Origin of the sequence: Aminobacter sp. Piv2-1, from assembly GCF_037625995.1 — a bacterium.
Taxonomy (GTDB): domain Bacteria; phylum Pseudomonadota; class Alphaproteobacteria; order Rhizobiales; family Rhizobiaceae; genus Aminobacter.
In genome coordinates, this window is the sequence record NZ_JARKMU010000018.1 from 25,329 (window position 1) to 40,706 (window position 15,378).

The following is a 15,378-nucleotide window of genomic DNA, read 5'->3' on the forward strand; positions in this document are numbered from 1 at the left end:
TCGAACGAACGCACGAGGACGCTCCAAGCTTTTTGAATCTGCGCCTTTCAAAAATCGATTGCGATTTTGGGCCGATGCGCTAGCTCGCCGCGAGCAGGCCGGCCGCGGTGCGCTCGTCGGTGATGAGGCCGTTGACCAGCCGTCGCGTGACGGCGGCGAGGATGCCCGGCAGCTTGCGCTCGCCCATGGCGAGCGCCACCACCAGCGACCTTTCGCGCGACGGCAGGGGAGCGGAAGCGACCCTGTCGTTGGTGATTCCCTCGATCAGCCGCCCGTCGCGATCGAAGGCCCAGCCGACGATCTCGCCGACCGCGCCTGCCTTCTGCAGCGCCTTCAGTTCCGTTTCGGTGATGAAGCCGTCCTCGTAGAGCGGCGCCTTCGGGCCCATGTCGCCGACGCCGACGAAGGTGACGTTGGCCTGCGCTGCCAGCGCCAGCGTCGGCTGGATCAGCGGCTGGCTGTGCAGCATGCGGCGTTCCTCGGCCGACGAGGCGATCGCCGGCAGCGGCATCGGGAAGCTGCGCGCCTTGATCGTGTCCGCCATGGTGAAGATGACGTTGTAGAAGGCGGCCGAGCCGTCCGGCGAGATGTTGCCGGTCAGCGAGACCACCTTGTGCTGCGGGCATTCCATCGGCGGCAGCTGCTCGATCGCCGCCTTCAGCGTGCGGCCGGTGCCGATCGCCATGACGATGGGCTCGGCCGAGCGCAGCCACTTCTCGATCTCGGCGGCCGCCGCCTGGGCAATGCCGATCGTCGTCGACGACGAATCCGGATCGCTCGGCGTCACCTCGACCAGGTCCAGGGCGAAGCGCGACCGCAGCCGTTCGGCGAGGTCGAGGCAGCTGGCGATCGGGTGGTCGACCCGCACCTTGATCAGCCCTTCCGACATGGCCAGCGACACCAGCCGCTGCGCCGTCTGGCGCGAGACGCCGAGCTTCGTGGCGATCTGGTCCTGGGTGTTGCCGGCGACGTAATAGAGCCAGCCGGCGCGGGCGGCGTCGTCGAGCCTGGGATTGGCGCTTTCCTGCCGGGCGCTCATGCTTTATGCCTCTTGATCTGCCTGCTTCGCCAGTTTCGCAGGCTTTTGGCCATTGCGCAATTGCCCGATTGATGCGTCATTTGTTCATCGCGCATTTGCTGTGTTATGGTGCGTCTGGCCTGACCGCCCTCGGCAATTGGCCGGTTCAAGTCGACCTCCGAAGCCTCTATGAACCAGACGAAAGGGGCACGTTCGATGATTCCGAAGGCAGTGTACTGGGACATGGACGGCACGCTGATCGACAGCGAGCCGCTGCACGAACGGTCGCTGATTGCCGCCCTCCGCAGCGTCGGCATCGAGCCGCCGGTCGACCTGCATGCCCGCGTCGTCGGCCAGGCGGCGCGGCCGGTCTACGAGGTGCTGCGCGACCAGTTCGGGCTGGCGCTCGAATTCGACGAATGGATCGCCCGCAAATACGACCACTACATGAGCCATGCCCCGGGCCTTCTGCCGCGCGACGGCGCGATGGAGATCTTCGGCGATCTCAAGGCGCGCGGGACCGTGCAGGCCATCGTGTCGAATTCCGACCGCATGGTGGTCGACGCCAATCTCAGGGCCGTCGGCCTGCACGAACCGGCGATGCGCACCATCAGCCGCAACGACGTGCGTTGCGGCAAGCCCGACCCCGAGCCCTATCTGCGCGCCGCCTGGCTGACCGGCATCGACCCGGCCGATACGGTGGTTATGGAAGACAGCTTCACCGGGGCGAGCGCCGGCGTCGCCGCCGGCATGCGCACCATCTTCTGGCCGCAGGACCCGGTGGACGGCCCGGACGGCGCCCTGGTTGCGCACAGTGCGGGCGACGTGCGCGCCTTCCTCGGGCTGAACTGACCGCGGCGCCCGCGCGGTCGGGCGTCACCTGTTCCAGCAGGCGACCAGGTGCCCGGGCGTGCGCTCGCTCAGCTTCGGCGCCATTTCCCGGCACTGCGCCGTCGCCAGCGGGCATCGCGTCGAGAATCGGCAGCCGGAGGGCGGGTTGACCAGGTCGGGGATCTCGCCGCCATAGACGATGCGCTTGCGCTGCCGCTGCGTGCGCGGATCGGGCACCGGCACGGTCGACGCTCGCTGTCTTCGGCTCCGGTCCGCTCGGCGGGGCTCATGCGATGCAGATGGCCGAAGCCTTCCCGCTCCGGCGCGTGCTCTTGGCCAGCCGCTCATCCGATCCGGCCTGGCCGCCGAGCTGGAAGCCGCCTGCGGCGTTCCCACGCGCATGGCCACGGCCGAACAAGCCACTGCCGAAGCCGACATCGTGGTCACCGCCTCGCGCTCGCCGACAGCGCTGTTCTCCGGCGACTTGCTTAAGCCCGGTTCCTTCGCCGCGGCCGTCGGTTCCAGCCTGCCCAGCACCCGCGAGCTCGACGATCGCGCAATCGCACGCGCCTCGCTCGTCGCCGTCGAATGGCGCGACCAGAGCCTGCGCGAGGCCGGCGACCTCGCGCTCGCCGACCCCGCGGCCCTGCCTCGATCCAAGATCGTCGAGCTCGGCGAAATCCTTGCCGGCAAGGCCCGTGGCCGCGCGACCGACCAGGAGATCACCGTCTACAAGTCGGTCGGCGTCGGCCTGCAGGACATCGCGCTGGCTGGCTGGCCTACAGGCGGATTGTGGGCGGCTAGAGCATTTTGCGGCCAGACGGAATCGTCCGGCGTTGCACGAATGCGGCTGAGAAAATCAGCTTGGGCGGCGGAATTGCATTCGTCGGAAGGCCCGCCGCTCCAGCCGTTTCGGCCCGATCGCCAGGCGTCAGGCATGGACTGCGCTGACGGCGGCCGCGACCGAGAAGGAGCCGACGATCAGCGCTGCCGCCCTGTAGGAATACCGGCGCAGGGAAACCGGCAGTGCCGCGCCCAGCGCCGTCCAGCCGATACCGGCCAGCGTCGAGAGCAGGACGAATCCGGCCACCCCGCCGGCCGGGCTTTCCGCCATCAGGCTTGGGATGACGATGGTGCCGACCAGCATCGCCTTTGGGTTCAGCATCGTCGTCGCAAGCACGCGCCAGAATGCGCCATTGCGGGCGTTGATGCCCGGCACCACGGGCTGCGACCACAACCGGATCGCGGACACCAGCAGCCAGGCGGAAGCTGCGGCCTTCATGAAGGCAAGCGCTGCCGGCCCGTCCCGGAACTGCTCCTGTAGCACAAGGAACAGGCTGACCGCGACGGCGTAGCCGAGCGCCTCGGCGAGTGGCAAGTGAAGCGCGTTGCGCAATCCCATCGCCGCGCCCGAGGCGGCCAGCATGGTGTTGGTCGGCCCCGGGGTCAGCAGGACGGCAAGGGCTGCGGCGACGAAGGGCAGGACGGACATCGGGCATGGTTCCGTGGATCTCGCCTGCCATCTATGCCGATGGGCAGCGGCCGGCCTTGATGCAGGTCAAGCCGTGTCCGGCAGTGGGCGTGCCATCGCATCGCGCAACCGACCCCGCCTAAAGACTTGATGGCAACAGTAGGCCTCCGCCAATTCGTCTTGATACAAAATCAGATCAGCGCGGCGGATCAAGAGACCAAAGCACGGCGGCTAACGTTGCAATGGCCACCATCACAGCGAGTGAGAGTGCTTTGAGCCATCCGAGAAGTTCGTATTTCCTGTAATGCTCCTCGAAGCGTCGCCTTGTCCCCGACAAATCCCGAATGTCGACGCGGGGCTGGTCGCCGTCGGATTGCATCAGCATGAACCGCTCCAGCGGCCCGGGTTTGCCGTTTTCCGTCTTGCCCATCAGGTTGTCTAAGAGAATTGGTTTAGCTCTTCGGCGGCCACAGCCCTACTCCTGCGGCATCTCCGCCGCATTGTACACATGCCGTGCCGCGAGCAGTGCGGCGAGTTCGCTGTCGCCGGCGATCACCGCGCGCAGGATGCCGGCGTGCTCTTCCCAGGTCTGGCGCCCGCGGCGCCTGCTGATCGGCGCGAACAGCATCACCGTGCGGTCGCGCAGCGAGCGCACCATGTCCTGCAGCACCGAATTGGCGGCAACCGTCGCCAGCGCCTCGTGGAACTCGGTGTTCTGGCGCGCCAGAAGCACCGGGTCGTCGGTGTCGGCGAGCTTGGCGCCGTCGTCGAGGATCTTCTGCAGCGCGGCGATCTGCTGCGGGTCGTGGCGCTTGGCGGCGAGCTTGGCGTTCAGCGCCTCGAGCGTCGCCCGCACTTCCACCAGCTCGCGCTTCTGCTCCTCGCTGAACACGGTGACCGAGGCGCCGCGGCGCGGCTCGATGGTGACGATGCCCTCGGCGGCGAGTTCGCGCAGCGCCTCGCGCACGGGCATGCGCGACACGCCCATCTCCTCGGACAGGCGGCCTTCGACCAGCCTCTCGCCGACGGCGATCTCGCCGCTGACGATGCGCTCGCGCAGCGCGTTGGTGATCAGCCTGGTCAGCGGGGCGTGGATTTCACCCAAAATGGCGGTCATGTGCACTTCCTGGTAGCGGTGCGTATCAACCTGCGGAAGCAACTCCTAATGGAGGATGATACAGCCGGGCAAGGATTGATTACAATATCCAATCCGCTGCGGCGCTTTGCCCGGTCCCGGCCGATCATGCCGCGACCTCCTATTCCGCCGGCGCCAGCGTGTGCTGGAAGTTGAAGGCGTCGGCATAGATGAAGCCGGGGTTGGCGCCGCGCTCGACGAACAGCTTTTTCGCGCTGGCGATCATGTCGGGCGAGCCGCACATGTAGATGGCGTGTTCGGAGAAGTCGCCGATGTCCTCGGTCGCCACTTCCTGCACATAGCCCTGCCGTCCCTCCCAGTCCGCGCCGGGGCGCGACAGCACGGGCACATACTGGAAATCGCAGAGACGTTCGCCCCAGGACCGGATCTCGTCATGCAGGTAGAGGTCTTCCTCCATCCGCGCCGAAGCGGACCAGAAGGTCGGTGTGGCGGTCGCCGCCGATCTCCTCCTCATACATGTTGGCGAGCAGGAAGTCCTTGGCCTCGGTGTAGCCCTCCGGCATGCGCGCGTAGATGTAGCCGAGGTAATCCGCGAACGGTCCGACATAGTGGTAGTGGTTCTCGGCCCAGCGGGCGAGGTGCTCGCGGCTCAGCTTGCCGCTCGCCCAGCCGACGCTGAAGGGCGACGGTTGGCGCTCTTGCCCTTGATGGCGTTTTCGAGCGCGGTGCGGAATTCGTCCGGGTTCATGGCGACGGTCATGCGGATGCTCCTGAGGCACGATCATTTTGGGATACTGTATGCCAAAATGATCGCCGTGCAAGCCCCGCCGCTGCAACGGACTCTCCCGTCTGGGTTGCTCCCATCCACTGGTCACGCTGCGTCAGTTCGGTTAGCTTGGTGGCGTCCGAAACAAACCGGTGAACCTTTTTGCGGCGACCAGCGACTATGCAGACAGGAGCCCGGCGGTTGCTTCGGCCATGAACATCGCATCCGATCCACTGTCAGATCGCGAGCTCGTCGGCCGGGTCGCAAACGGCGACCGCGCCGCTTTGCGGCTCCTGTTCACGCGACACCACGCACGGGTCTACCGTTTCGTGGCGCGCCAGACGGGGTCCGAAGCCGTGGCGGATGATGTTGCAAACGAGGTGTTTCTGGAGCTGTGGCGCCAGGCGCCGCAATTCGAGGGCCGGTCGGAGGTGTCGACCTGGCTGCTCGGCATAGCGCGCTTCAAGGCGCTGTCTCAGCTGCGCAAGCGCAAGGAGGACTGGCTCGACGACGACGATGCGGCGGCCGTGCCCGACGACGCGGACACGCCCGAGGTCGCCGCCATGAAACAGGACAAGGGGGCGGCGCTGCGCCGCTTGGTCGATGCCCTCGCCGAGGAGCATCGCACCGTCGTCGACCTCGCCTATTATCATGGGAAATCGGTGACCGAGATCGGCGACATCCTCGACATCCCCGTCGCCACCGTGAAGACGCGGATGTTCTACGCCCGCAAGAAGCTGGGCGAGGCCTTGAAGGCCGCCGGATACGACAGGGGGTGGCCATGAGCGCTGCCGAAAAGATGACCCGCCGCGACGAGATCGAGACGCTGCTGCCCTTCTACCTGAACGGCACGCTGGAAGGCGCCGAGCTCGCCACCGTCGAGGACTGGCTCGCCACCGACCCGGCCGCGCCCGCGGCGCTCGAGGCCGCCGAGGCCGAGTTTTCCGGGGCGCTCGCCGCCAACGAGGCGATCCGCCCGCCGGCCGATGCGCTGAGCCGCTTCTCCAGGCTGCTCGAAGCCGAGGCCGGGCCGGTGCGCGAACCGCGCGCGCAGTCGCTGCTGTCGCGTGCCTGGCAGGGCTTCATGGGCCTGCCGGTCGGCGTCGCCTGGGCGGCGGCCGCGGCCCTGCTCGCCTTCGTGGTGGTGCAGGGCGCGATGCAGCGGCCGGGCACGGGCAACGACGTCGAGATCGCCGGCACCGGCGAGGATGCAGCCAAGTTGCCCTTCGTGCTGGTCACCTTCAAGCCGGATGCGAAGATGTCCGACATCGCCGCCCTGCTCGGCGACAACGGCGCCTCGATCATCGGCGGGCCGACGGCGAGCGGCGTCTTCCGCGTCGCGATCGCCGCCGACAAGGCCGCCGACTTCGACCGCATCGTGGCGGCGATTTCCGCCGCCCCCTTTGCCGATACGGTAACGGTCGGGAGGAAGCCGGCCGAATGAGCCCGGGCGCGCAGCTTCTGCGGTTCCTGCTGGCGGCGAGCCTGCTCGCCGCCGCCCCCGTTCGCGCCCAGACCAACGACCCCAACCTGACGCCCGAGCAGCTCGACTGCCTCAGCCGCGCCACTGCCGCCACCAGCGGCGACTGCCTGAAGCCCGGCGCCCGGCCGACGCCGGGTGGCCCCGCGCCGGAGGGCGGCCGCTTGCCCGGCGCCGTCAGCCTGCCCGAGCTGCTGGTCGACCTGTTCCCGAATCCCGGCGATTTCCCCGGCGTGCCCTCGGGCGGCCAGTCCGCCGTGCCTTTGCCCACGCCCAATCCGCAGCGCGGCCCTGCCGCGCCGGCCGATCCCTCGGCCGGCGGCGCCCCGGCCGTCGCCTCCGCCACCCCGCAGGCATCGCCCGGCGGCACCCCACCCGGCAGCCTGGCGACCAGCGTGCTGGCCGCGCCGCCGCGCGCCGTCTCCGGCGCGTTCGTGCCCGACGAGGTGCTGGCGACGGTCGACGGCGGCCCGGCGGTCGCGCAGGCGGTCGCCGCCGATTTCGGCCTCGAGATCCGGTCGCAGCGCCAGTCGGCCCTGCTCGGCACCAGCCTCGTGCGCTTCGGCATTCCCGACGGCCGCCCCGTCGGCGTCGTGCTCGCCCAGCTCGCCGGCGACGGCCGCACCACCTCGCGCGAGCCCAACCACATCTACGACCTGCAGCAGGCGGCGGCGTCCCCTAGCTTTGCCTTCCAGCGCATCTCGCTCGACGAGGCGGAGGCCAATGGCGAGAACGTCGGTGTCGCCGTCATCGACACGGCGATCGACGACACCCATCCGGCGCTCGAGGGCGTGATCGCCGCAAGCTTCGACGCCATGCCCGGCGTCAAGGTCACCGCCCGCGACCATGCCACCTCGGTCGCCGGGCTGATCGCCGGCACGGGCACCTTCAAGGGCATGGCGCCGGGTTCGAAGGTCTTCCATGCGCGCGCCTTCGAGGGCGGCAAGTCCAACATGGAGGTCATCCTCAACGCGCTGGACTGGGCCGCCGAGCAGGACGTGCGCATCGTCAACATGAGCTTCGTCGGGCCGAAGAACGCGTTGCTCGAACAGGCCTGCCTCGCCGCGCGCGCCCGCGGCCTGATCCTGGTCGCCGCCGCCGGCAACAATGGCCCCGGCGCGCCCTACGGCTACCCGGCCGCCTACGATGGCGTCATCGCCGTCACCGCCACCGACGCCAGGGACGGGCTGATGAAGCAGGCCAACCGCGGTCCCTACGTCTATGTCTCCGCCCCCGGCGTCGACGTGCTGGCGCCCGTCGGCGGCGGCACCGACCTCGTCACCGGCACGTCCTTCGCCGCAGCCGTCGTCAGCGGCGCCATCGCCAACCTCCTGCACCGCGAGCCCGAACGCTCGGCCGCCTGGGTCGAGAAGGCGCTCGCCGCCACCGCTACCGACCTCGGCGACAAGGGCCGCGACACCGACTTCGGCTTCGGGCTCATCAACACCAAGGCGGCGCAGGCGGCGAAGGAGTAGAGGGGCAGATGCCCGTTGCGTCGGCTGTCTGCCGAAGCGCATTTGGCCGGGCCGCATGTCTTCGTACTCCCCCTCTGCCCTGACGGGCATCTCCCTCACACGGGGGGAGATTGGCAGCCTCAGCTCCTGCGCCCAAGCTCCAACGTTGCCGATTGGCGAGGACCGTGCCGCAGCTAATCTCCCCCCTTGTGGGGGAGATGCCCGGCAGGGCAGAGGGGGGTGGGAAGGATCGCTGTGCCTCCTTGCGCCCACCACTCATGAGCCGGCGAAATTCACCCTAACCCCTCCCCGGTCTGAACACCTGTTCGCGATGTCCCCGGTCTGAACAGTGGGGAGGGGTCAGGGGTGGGGCAACTTCCCTTTCAAATCCAAACGACTTACCGCGCCCCCGCGATCGACCCGCGCACCACCAGATCCACCGGCCACACCTCGCCGCGCGCCCCGTCCTCGAGCCCCGAGATCCGCGCCGCCAGCCGTTCGGCGACGCGCGCGCCGGCCGAGCGGATGGACGAGCGCGTGGTCGACAGCGGCACGGGAAAATTCTCCGGCTTCAACCACGGAAAGACGTCGTCATGGCTGATCAGCGACACGTCGCCGGGGATCGAAAGATTGAGGTCGCGCACCGCCCGCACTACCCCCAGCGACATGTGCAGGCTCGAGCAGACGATCGCGGTCGGCGCGTCGGCGGCCTCGAGCAGGCTGCGCGCGGCGCGGTAGCCGTTCTCCTCGGTCATCACCGCCGAGCGGACGTGCCGCGGCTCGAGCGCGAGCCCGCTGCTGGCGAGCGCGCGGCTCACCCCGCGTTCGCGGAAGATGGCGAAGGTCTGGGTGTCGTCGCCGTTGATCAGACCGACGCGCTTGTGCCCGAGCTGGACGAAGAGCCGGGTGGCGTCGTGGAAGGCGCCCTCGTTGTCGATGTCGATGAAGGGGTAGTCGAAGTCGAGCCCCTCGCTGCGGCCGTGCACGATGAAGGGGATGCCGAGCTGGTGGACGAGCGCGATGCGCCTGTCGGCGCGGCGCGGGGCGGAGATGTAGAGCGCATCCACCTGCTTGTTCGCCACCACCCGCCGGTAGGTCGTCTCCTCCTCGGCGGCGTCGGCCGGGCTCAGCACCAGGTCGAGCTCGTGGCCGCGCGCATAGTCGCCCAGGCCTGACAGGAACTCGACGAAATGCGGATCGATGTCGACGGCGGCGCCCGTCGGCAGCACGTAGCCGATCATGCCGGCCTTGCCGGTCGCCAGCCGCCGTGCGCTCGGGTTCGGCCGGTAGCCATGGCGCTTGGCGGCGTCCATCACCCGCCGGCGCGTCTCCTCGCTGACCTCGGGATAGCCGTTCAGGGCGCGGCTCACCGTCGTCTGTGAAAGTTCGAGCATCTTCGACAGCTGTTTGAGGTTCACCGTGGCCTCGAATTCCAAAGCGCTTTAAATCGTGATGCTCGCTGCGTCGGACGAACGCTGGCTGCATGCCGTCACGATAGGCGCGTCGAAAGCCGCTTTGAAGCAAAATTTGCTGCTGCAATGCCGAAAAACCGTGCTGCAGCGCACATGCCGATCGAATTTAAATCGATTAGTTGCGCGCGGCTCTTGACTCCTGATCATTTCGATGGCGTGATGAAAGCAGCCAAAGCGCTTTGAAATGCCCTGACGTCAGCGAGTTGCAGGCGGCGCGATACTGGAGCATTGTTCGGGGCGGTGTCGGCGGGCGGAATGGAGGTTCCGTCCGGAGTTTTCTGTTCACTGGGAGGAAGACCATGAAGAAGACCCTGATGCTGGGGGTGGCGCTGGCGGCCTTTGCCCTCACGGCGCCCGCGTCGGCGGAGCTGAAATTCAAGCCGGGCGAGGACGCCCGCTTCACCTGGGCCAATTTCGACGAACTCAAGAAGATCGATCTCAAGGGCGAGACGCTGACCATCTTCGGGCCGTGGCGCGGCGAGGACGAGGCGCTGGCGCGCTCGGTGCTCGACTACTTCAGCGAGGCCACGGGCGCCGAGATCAAATACTCCTCGTCCGAGAACTACGAGCAGCAGATCGTCATCGACACGCAGGCCGGCAGCCCGCCCAACATCGCCATCCTGCCCCAGCCCGGCCTGATCCAGGATCTCGCCTCCAAGGGCCTGCTCACCCCGCTCGACGAGGGCACCGCCAATTTCGTCAAGGAGAACTACGGCGCCGGCCAGTCCTGGGTCGATCTCGGCACCTACAAGGACAAGGACGGCAAGCCCGGCTTCTACGGCTTCCCCTTCAAGGCCGACCTGAAGTCGCTGGTCTGGTACGTGCCGGAGAATTTCGAGGAGGCCGGCTACGAGGTTCCCAAGACCTGGGAGGACCTGCAGGCCCTGACCGACAAGATCGTTGCCGATGGCGGCGTGCCGTGGTGCATTGGCCTGGGTTCGGGCGGCGCCACCGGCTGGCCGGCGACCGACTGGGTCGAGGACATCATGCTGCGCACCCAGGCACCCGACGTCTACGACAAGTGGACCAAGAACGAGATCCCGTTCAACGATCCGGCCGTCGTCAACGCCCTCGACATCTTCGCCAAGATCGCCACCAACGACAAATATGTCGACGGCGGCAAGGCGGCCGTTGCGGCAACCGACTTCCGCGACAGCCCCAAGGGCCTCTTCGCCGTTCCGCCCAAGTGCTACCTGCACCGCCAGGCGTCGTTCATCTCGTCCTTCTTCCCCGAAGGCACCAAGCTCGGCCAGGACGCCGACTTCTTCTACCTGCCGCCGATGGCCGCCAAGCCCGAGCTCGGCAATCCGGTGCTCGGCGGCGGCACGCTGTTCACCATCGCCAAGGACTCCAAGGCCGCGCGCGCCTTCATCGACTTCCTGAAGATGCCGCTCGCCCATGAGGTCTGGATGGCGCAGTCGGGCTTCCTCACCCCGCTCAAGACGGCCAACAAGGAGGCCTATGCCAACGACGCGCTGAAGAAGCAGGGCGAGATCCTGGTCAACGCCTCGACCTTCCGCTTCGACGGCTCCGACCTGATGCCCGGCAAGATCGGCGCCGGCGCCTTCTGGACCGGCATGATCGATCTCGTCGGCGGCAAGGCTCCGGCTGACGTCGCCGCCGACATCCAGAAGAGCTGGGACGCGATCAAGTAAGGGCAGCGCGCCGGCGGGCTTGCCCGTTCACCCGCCCTCCGCTTCGCCCCTTCGGCAAGCTCAAGGGCACCCTCTCGCCGATAGGGAGAGGGTGCCGGCGAGGGGCCGCTTCCTCTTCTCCCCGTCGGGGCGAAGGTGGCCGCGCAGCGGCCGGATGAGGGGGCGGTCCTCTGAGGTATCCCACGCTCGAACCAGCCCGTTGAAAAGGGACTGATCCCATGACGGCACAGATACTTTCGGCCATCTTCACGGTCATCGTCGGCGTCGGCGGCTGCGTCGCCTATTTCTGGGGCGCCAACAAGCTCCTCGACGTCGTCTTCCCCTCGCGCGGCGTCTCCGGCACCGCAGCGGTCGACAATCTCCGCCGCCAGGGCATGATCCGTCCGTGGCTGTTCGTCGGCCCGGCGCTGCTCATCGTCACCGTCTACCTCATCTATCCGGTGATCGACACGCTGCGGCTGTCCTTCATGGACCGCACCGGCCAGAACGTGGTCGGCCTCGCCAACTACAGCTGGGCCTTCGGCGACCGCGAGTTCCGCAACTCGATCTTCAACAACCTGCTCTGGCTGATCGTCGTGCCGGCGGCCTGCACCTTCCTCGGCCTGATCATCGCAGTCCTCACCGACAAGATCTGGTGGGGCAACATCGCCAAGAGCCTGGTGTTCATGCCGCTCGCCATCTCGTTCGTCGGCGCCAGCGTCATCTGGAAGTTCGTCTACGAATACCGCGCCGAGGGGCAGACGCAGATCGGCATCCTCAACGCCGTCGTGCAATATTTCGGCGGCACGCCGCAGGTGTGGATCTCGACGCCCTTCTGGAACAACTTCTTCCTGATGGTCATCCTGATCTGGATCCAGACCGGCTTCGCCATGGTCATCCTGTCGTCGGCCCTGCGCGGCATCCCGGAGGAGACCATCGAGGCCGCGGTCATCGACGGCGCCAACCCGTTCCAGATCTTCTGGAAGATCATGGTGCCGCAGATCTGGGGCACGATCGCGGTTGTCTGGACCACCATCACCATCCTCGTCCTCAAGGTCTTCGACATCGTGCTCACCATGACCAACGGCCAATGGAACAGCCAGGTGCTCGCCAATCTGATGTTCGACTGGATGTTCCGCGGCGGCGGCGACTTCGGCCGCGGCGCCGCCATCGCCGTCATCATCATGCTGGCCGTCGTGCCGATCATGGTCTGGAACATCCGCCAGGCCAATCGCGAAGGCGGGGGAGGGCACTGACATGTCCAGTCCAAGCGGAAAGTCCTTCCTCGGCCGCTTCGGCGTCCACATCGCGGTGTTCGTCTTCGTCGCGATCTGGACCATCCCGACGCTCGGCATCCTGGTGAGCTCGCTGCGCGACAAGGACCAGCTCGTCGTCTCCGGCTGGTGGACGGCGCTGTCGACCTCGTCCGAGACCCAGGCGGGGCGCACCGACGCCGCCGACAAGCAGGTCGAGAAGGACGGCAGGTTCCTCATCATGGGCAATCTGTTCGGCGCCGGCGATGCCCGCACGCTGACCGCCTTCGGCACACGCGCCCAGCAGCCGACCCAATACGCGGCCGGCGAAACGGCCGACCTCGGCGAGGGCGTCACCCTGCAGGTCACCGACGACGGCGCCTACGTCATGTCCTCGCCCAAGGCCTTCGAGGGCAGCCGCGGCCAGCGCGTCTACTACTCGGCGTCGATGCCGCCGCGCTTCACCACCGAGAATTACCAGTCGGTGCTGTTCTCGGAAGGCATCGGCCGGTCCTTCATCAATTCGCTGACGGTGACGATCCCGTCCACCATCATCCCGATCCTGATCGCCGCCTTCGCCGCCTATGCGCTCGCCTGGATGCGCTTTCCCGGCCGCGCGCTGTTGATTGCCGTCATCATCGGCCTGCTCGTCGTGCCGCTGCAGATGTCGCTGATCCCGCTGCTCAAGCTCTACAACGGCGTCGGCCTGTTCTTCGGCGTGCCGGCCAAGACCTATCTCGGCATCTGGCTGGCGCATACCGGCTTCGGCCTGCCCTTCGCCATCTACCTGCTCAGGGCCTACATCGCCGGCCTGCCGCGCGAGATCATGGAATCGGCCCGCATCGACGGCGCCAGCGACTTCGAGATCTTCGTCAAGATCGTGCTGCCGCTGTCCTTCCCGGTGCTCGCCTCCTTCGCCATCTTCCAGTTCCTATGGGTCTGGAACGACCTGCTGGTGGCGATGGTGTTCCTGCGCGCCGACGCCGACCAGATCGTGCTCACCGCCAAGCTCAACAACCTGCTCGGCTCGCGCGGCGGTGACTGGGAAATCCTCACCACCTCGGCCTTCGTCACCATCATCGTGCCGCTGGTCGTGTTCTTCTCGCTCCAACGTTATTTCGTCCGCGGCCTGCTCGCGGGCTCGGTCAAGGGAGGCTAGCTCCAATGCAGTCCGCCGTGCGCAAAATCGAAAATCCCGTTCCCGCAGTGGATCGCGACTGGTGGCGGGGGGCGGTGATCTACCAGATCTACCCCCGCAGCTTCCAGGACTCGAACGGCGACGGCATCGGCGACCTCGAGGGCATCATCTCCCGGCTTCCGCACATCGCGGAGCTTGGCGCCGACGCCATCTGGATTTCGCCCTTCTTCAAGTCGCCGATGAAGGATTTCGGCTACGACGTCTCGGACTATCTCGACATCGACCCGATGTTCGGCACCCTCGCCGACTTCGACGCCATGATCGCCGAGGCCCACCGTCTCGGCCTCAAGGTGATGATCGACGGCGTCATCTCGCATACCTCCGACCTGCACCCCTGGTTCAAGGAAAGCCGCTCGAGCCGCGACAACGCCAAGGCCGGCTGGTACGTCTGGGCCGACGCCAGGCCCGACGGCAGCCCGCCCAACAACTGGCTGTCGATCTTCGGCGGCTCGGCCTGGCAGTGGGACACCAGGCGGATGCAGTATTACTTGCACAACTTCCTCGCCGAGCAGCCGGACCTCAACTTCCACAACCGCGACGTCCAGGACGCGCTGCTCGACGTCACCCGCTTCTGGCTCGACCGCGGCGTCGACGGCTTCCGCCTCGACACCATCAACTTCTACTTCCACTCGGCCGGGCTGGAGGACAATCCGCCGCTGCCGCCGGACCAGCGCAACGACCAGACGGCACCCGCCGTGAACCCTTACAATTTCCAGGACCACATCTACGACAAGAGCCGGCCGGAAAACCTCGACTTCCTCGCCCGCTTCCGCGCCGTGCTCGACGAATACCCGGCGGCGGCAGCCGTCGGCGAGGTCGGCGATTCCCAGCGCGGGCTCGAGGTCGTCGCCTCCTACACCGGCGGCGGCGACAAGGTGCAGATGTGCTACGCCTTCGATTTCCTCGCGCCCGAGAAGATCAGCGCCGCCAAGGTCCGCGCGGTGCTCGAGGATTTCGGCCGCGTCGCCAGCGACGGCTGGTCGTGCTGGGCCTTCTCCAACCACGACGTCGTCCGCCACGCCTCGCGCTGGGGCATGGGCGAGGCCGACCGCACCGCCTATCTCAAGGTCGTCTCGGCGCTGCTGATGTCGCTGCGCGGCTCGGTCTGCATCTACCAGGGCGAGGAGCTCGGCCTGACCGAGGCCAACCTCGCCTTCGAGGACCTGCAGGACCCCTATGGCATCCGCTTCTGGCCCGAATTCAAGGGCCGCGACGGCTGCCGCACGCCGATGGTGTGGAGCAAGGACGCCAAAAATGGCGGCTTCTCGCAGGCCAGGCCCTGGCTGCCGGTGCCGGCCGAGCATGTCGCCAGGGCCGTCGACACGCAGGCCGGCGATCCCGCCTCGCTGCTCGAGCACTATCGCCGCTTCCTCGCCTTCCGGCGTTCGCACCCCGCGCTCGCCAAGGGCGATATCCGCTTCCTCGACGTCGAGGGCGATGCCATCGCCTTCAGCCGCCGCGAGGGCAACGAGGAGATCGTCTGCGTCTTCAACCTCGGCAGCGCGCCAGCGACCGTCGATCTCGGCGGCCGCGGCCTGCAGGCGCTGCCGGGGCATGGGCTCGACGGCAAGACGCATGCCGGCGCGGTCCGGCTCGGCGGCTACGGCGCCTGGTTCGGGCGCTTCGCCTGACCGCATCGGCCCGAAAATCGGAATCGATTTTCGGAAAGCACGATGCGGAGACTAAAAATTGCCGGAGCGTCCTT

Annotated in this window: 16 protein-coding genes and 1 pseudogene; 9 read left to right on the forward strand and 8 right to left on the reverse strand. The window is 67.4% G+C overall.

What is annotated here, in order from left to right:
- Positions 1-79: 79 nt before the first annotated feature.
- Positions 80-1,039, reverse strand: coding sequence for a sugar-binding transcriptional regulator (locus AmiPiv_RS24055; RefSeq protein WP_340041616.1), 960 nt, complete (start codon positions 1,037-1,039; stop codon positions 80-82).
- Positions 1,040-1,234: 195 nt separating this feature from the next.
- On the opposite strand from AmiPiv_RS24055, the gene AmiPiv_RS24060 reads away from it, so the two are divergent.
- Positions 1,235-1,870: an HAD family hydrolase gene (locus tag AmiPiv_RS24060; protein WP_340041717.1), complete on the forward strand. Its 636-nt coding sequence runs from the start codon at positions 1,235-1,237 to the stop codon at positions 1,868-1,870.
- Positions 1,871-1,894: 24 nt separating this feature from the next.
- On the opposite strand, the gene AmiPiv_RS24065 is transcribed toward AmiPiv_RS24060, so the two are convergent.
- Complete coding sequence (locus AmiPiv_RS24065) at positions 1,895-2,092, reverse strand: oligopeptide/dipeptide ABC transporter ATP-binding protein (protein ID WP_340041619.1); 198 nt, start codon at positions 2,090-2,092, stop codon at positions 1,895-1,897.
- A gap of 157 nt (positions 2,093-2,249) precedes the next feature.
- On the opposite strand from AmiPiv_RS24065, the pseudogene AmiPiv_RS24805 reads away from it, so the two are divergent.
- Positions 2,250-2,561, forward strand: a pseudogene (locus AmiPiv_RS24805) (ornithine cyclodeaminase family protein); the annotation flags it as partial.
- A 219-nt stretch (positions 2,562-2,780) separates the two neighbouring features.
- On the opposite strand, the gene AmiPiv_RS24070 reads toward AmiPiv_RS24805, so the two are convergent.
- The 5 genes from AmiPiv_RS24070 to AmiPiv_RS24090 all read right to left on the reverse strand — a co-directional run bounded on the left by AmiPiv_RS24070 (position 2,781) and on the right by AmiPiv_RS24090 (position 5,201).
- Positions 2,781-3,341 carry a threonine transporter gene (locus tag AmiPiv_RS24070; RefSeq protein WP_340041621.1) on the reverse strand — a complete coding sequence of 187 codons (561 nt, stop codon included), beginning with the start codon at positions 3,339-3,341 and terminating at the stop codon, positions 2,781-2,783.
- A 175-nt stretch (positions 3,342-3,516) separates the two neighbouring features.
- Positions 3,517-3,750, reverse strand: a complete 234-nt coding sequence (locus tag AmiPiv_RS24075; protein WP_340041622.1) for a hypothetical protein — start codon at positions 3,748-3,750, stop codon at positions 3,517-3,519.
- A 45-nt stretch (positions 3,751-3,795) separates the two neighbouring features.
- The gene (locus AmiPiv_RS24080; protein WP_340041623.1) at positions 3,796-4,437 is read right to left on the reverse strand and encodes a GntR family transcriptional regulator; all 642 of its coding nucleotides are present in this window, start codon (positions 4,435-4,437) and stop codon (positions 3,796-3,798) included.
- A 139-nt stretch (positions 4,438-4,576) separates the two neighbouring features.
- Positions 4,577-4,873, reverse strand: a complete 297-nt coding sequence (locus AmiPiv_RS24085) for a hypothetical protein (protein WP_340041625.1) — start codon at positions 4,871-4,873, stop codon at positions 4,577-4,579.
- Positions 4,848-5,201, reverse strand: coding sequence for an iron-containing redox enzyme family protein (locus AmiPiv_RS24090; protein ID WP_340041627.1), 354 nt, complete (start codon positions 5,199-5,201; stop codon positions 4,848-4,850). Before AmiPiv_RS24090 ends, AmiPiv_RS24085 begins: the two co-directional genes overlap by 26 nt.
- A 193-nt stretch (positions 5,202-5,394) precedes the next feature.
- Between AmiPiv_RS24090 and AmiPiv_RS24095 the strand changes: the two genes are divergently transcribed.
- From AmiPiv_RS24095 to AmiPiv_RS24105, 3 genes are read left to right on the forward strand one after another with little or no spacing between them, the layout of a single operon-like run.
- Complete coding sequence (locus AmiPiv_RS24095; RefSeq protein WP_340041628.1) at positions 5,395-5,967, forward strand: sigma-70 family RNA polymerase sigma factor; 573 nt, start codon at positions 5,395-5,397, stop codon at positions 5,965-5,967.
- Positions 5,964-6,626 (forward strand): anti-sigma factor, encoded by a 663-nt coding sequence (locus tag AmiPiv_RS24100; protein WP_340041630.1) that lies wholly within the window; start codon positions 5,964-5,966, stop codon positions 6,624-6,626. The genes AmiPiv_RS24095 and AmiPiv_RS24100 overlap by 4 nt, the downstream gene beginning before the upstream one ends.
- The gene (locus AmiPiv_RS24105) at positions 6,623-8,137 is read left to right on the forward strand and encodes a S8 family serine peptidase (RefSeq protein WP_340041631.1); all 1,515 of its coding nucleotides are present in this window, start codon (positions 6,623-6,625) and stop codon (positions 8,135-8,137) included. The genes AmiPiv_RS24100 and AmiPiv_RS24105 overlap by 4 nt, the downstream gene beginning before the upstream one ends.
- A 377-nt stretch (positions 8,138-8,514) precedes the next feature.
- On the opposite strand, the gene AmiPiv_RS24110 is transcribed toward AmiPiv_RS24105, so the two are convergent.
- Positions 8,515-9,534 carry a substrate-binding domain-containing protein gene (locus AmiPiv_RS24110; protein WP_340041632.1) on the reverse strand — a complete coding sequence of 340 codons (1,020 nt, stop codon included), beginning with the start codon at positions 9,532-9,534 and terminating at the stop codon, positions 8,515-8,517.
- A 353-nt stretch (positions 9,535-9,887) separates the two neighbouring features.
- Between AmiPiv_RS24110 and AmiPiv_RS24115 the strand changes: the two genes are divergently transcribed.
- The 4 genes from AmiPiv_RS24115 (at position 9,888) to bglA (ending at position 15,304) form a co-directional block, all read left to right on the forward strand.
- Positions 9,888-11,243, forward strand: a complete 1,356-nt coding sequence (locus AmiPiv_RS24115; RefSeq protein WP_340041634.1) for an ABC transporter substrate-binding protein — start codon at positions 9,888-9,890, stop codon at positions 11,241-11,243.
- Between the two features lie 218 nt (positions 11,244-11,461).
- The gene (locus tag AmiPiv_RS24120; RefSeq protein WP_340041636.1) at positions 11,462-12,478 is read left to right on the forward strand and encodes a carbohydrate ABC transporter permease; all 1,017 of its coding nucleotides are present in this window, start codon (positions 11,462-11,464) and stop codon (positions 12,476-12,478) included.
- A 1-nt stretch (position 12,479) separates the two neighbouring features.
- Positions 12,480-13,634: a carbohydrate ABC transporter permease gene (locus AmiPiv_RS24125; RefSeq protein ID WP_340041637.1), complete on the forward strand. Its 1,155-nt coding sequence runs from the start codon at positions 12,480-12,482 to the stop codon at positions 13,632-13,634.
- A 5-nt stretch (positions 13,635-13,639) separates the two neighbouring features.
- A complete protein-coding gene (gene bglA, locus AmiPiv_RS24130; RefSeq protein WP_340041639.1) occupies positions 13,640-15,304 on the forward strand; it encodes a beta-galactosidase BglA in 1,665 nt (554 codons plus the stop codon).
- Positions 15,305-15,378 lie beyond the last annotated feature (74 nt).